Annotated in this window: 1 protein-coding gene; it reads left to right on the forward strand. The window is 69.3% G+C overall.

All coding sequences use genetic code 11. The annotated features are described in order from the left end of the window. Positions 1–1,074: HAD-IC family P-type ATPase (locus I55_RS18775; RefSeq protein WP_148293831.1), on the forward strand; the 1,074-nt coding region annotated here is incomplete at both ends.

Raw genomic sequence — 1,074 nt, forward strand, 5'->3', positions numbered from 1 at the left:
GGGCGGCCGTCACCACCTTTCAGAAGGTGGGGGCCGCTGACCTGAAGGTGGGCGACCATGTCGTGGTCGACGCCGGTGACATCATCCCCAGCGACGGCGAGGTGGTGGACGGCATCGCCACCGTGGACGAATCCGCCATCACCGGCGAATCCGCCCCGGTGATCCGGGAGAGCGGCGGCGACCGCTCCGCCGTCACCGGTGGCACCCGTGTGCTGTCGGACCGCATCATCGTCCGCATCACCGCCGCCCAGGGCTCCACCTTCCTCGACCGCATGATCTCATTGGTCGAGGGGGCGGAGCGGCAGAAGACCCCGAACGAGATCGCGCTCAACATCCTGCTGGTGGGGATGAGCCTGATCTTCATCCTGGCCGTTGTCACCATCCCGGGCTTCGCGGCCTACGCCGGCGGCACGGTGCCGGTGGTGGTGCTGGTGGCCCTGTTCGTCACCCTGATCCCCACCACCATTGGCGCGCTCTTGTCCGCCATCGGCATCGCCGGCATGGACCGCCTGGTGCGCTTCAACGTGCTGGCCATGTCCGGCCGCGCGGTGGAGGCGGCGGGCGACGTCGACACCCTGCTGTTGGATAAGACCGGCACCATCACCCTGGGCAACCGCCACGCGGCCGAGTTCATTCCCGTCTCGGGCGTCAGCGACAGGGAACTGGCGGAGGCCGCCCAGCTGTCCTCGCTCAGCGACGAGACGCCGGAGGGCCGGTCCATCGTCGTGCTGGCCAAGGAGAAGTACGGCCTGCGCGGCAAGGACATGGGCGGCCTGAACGCCCGCTTCGTCCCCTTCGCCGCCCAGACGCGCATGAGCGGCGTCGACCTTGATGGCGGTATCCAGATCCGCAAGGGTGCGGTGGATGCCGTGCTGCGCCATGTGGCGGCCCTGCGCGGCAGCCAGCCGGTGCGCCATCCCGAGCTGGAGGCCATCACCGAGCGCATCGCCAAGGCCGGCGGCACGCCCCTGGTGGTGGTGCGCAACGACCGGGTGCTGGGCGTCATCTACCTGAAGGACATCGTCAAGGGCGGCATCCGCGAACGCTTTTGCCGAGCTGCGGCGCATGGGCATC

The sequence above is a fragment of the Azospirillum sp. B4 genome (genome assembly GCF_000333275.1).
Classification (GTDB): domain Bacteria; phylum Pseudomonadota; class Alphaproteobacteria; order Azospirillales; family Azospirillaceae; genus Nitrospirillum.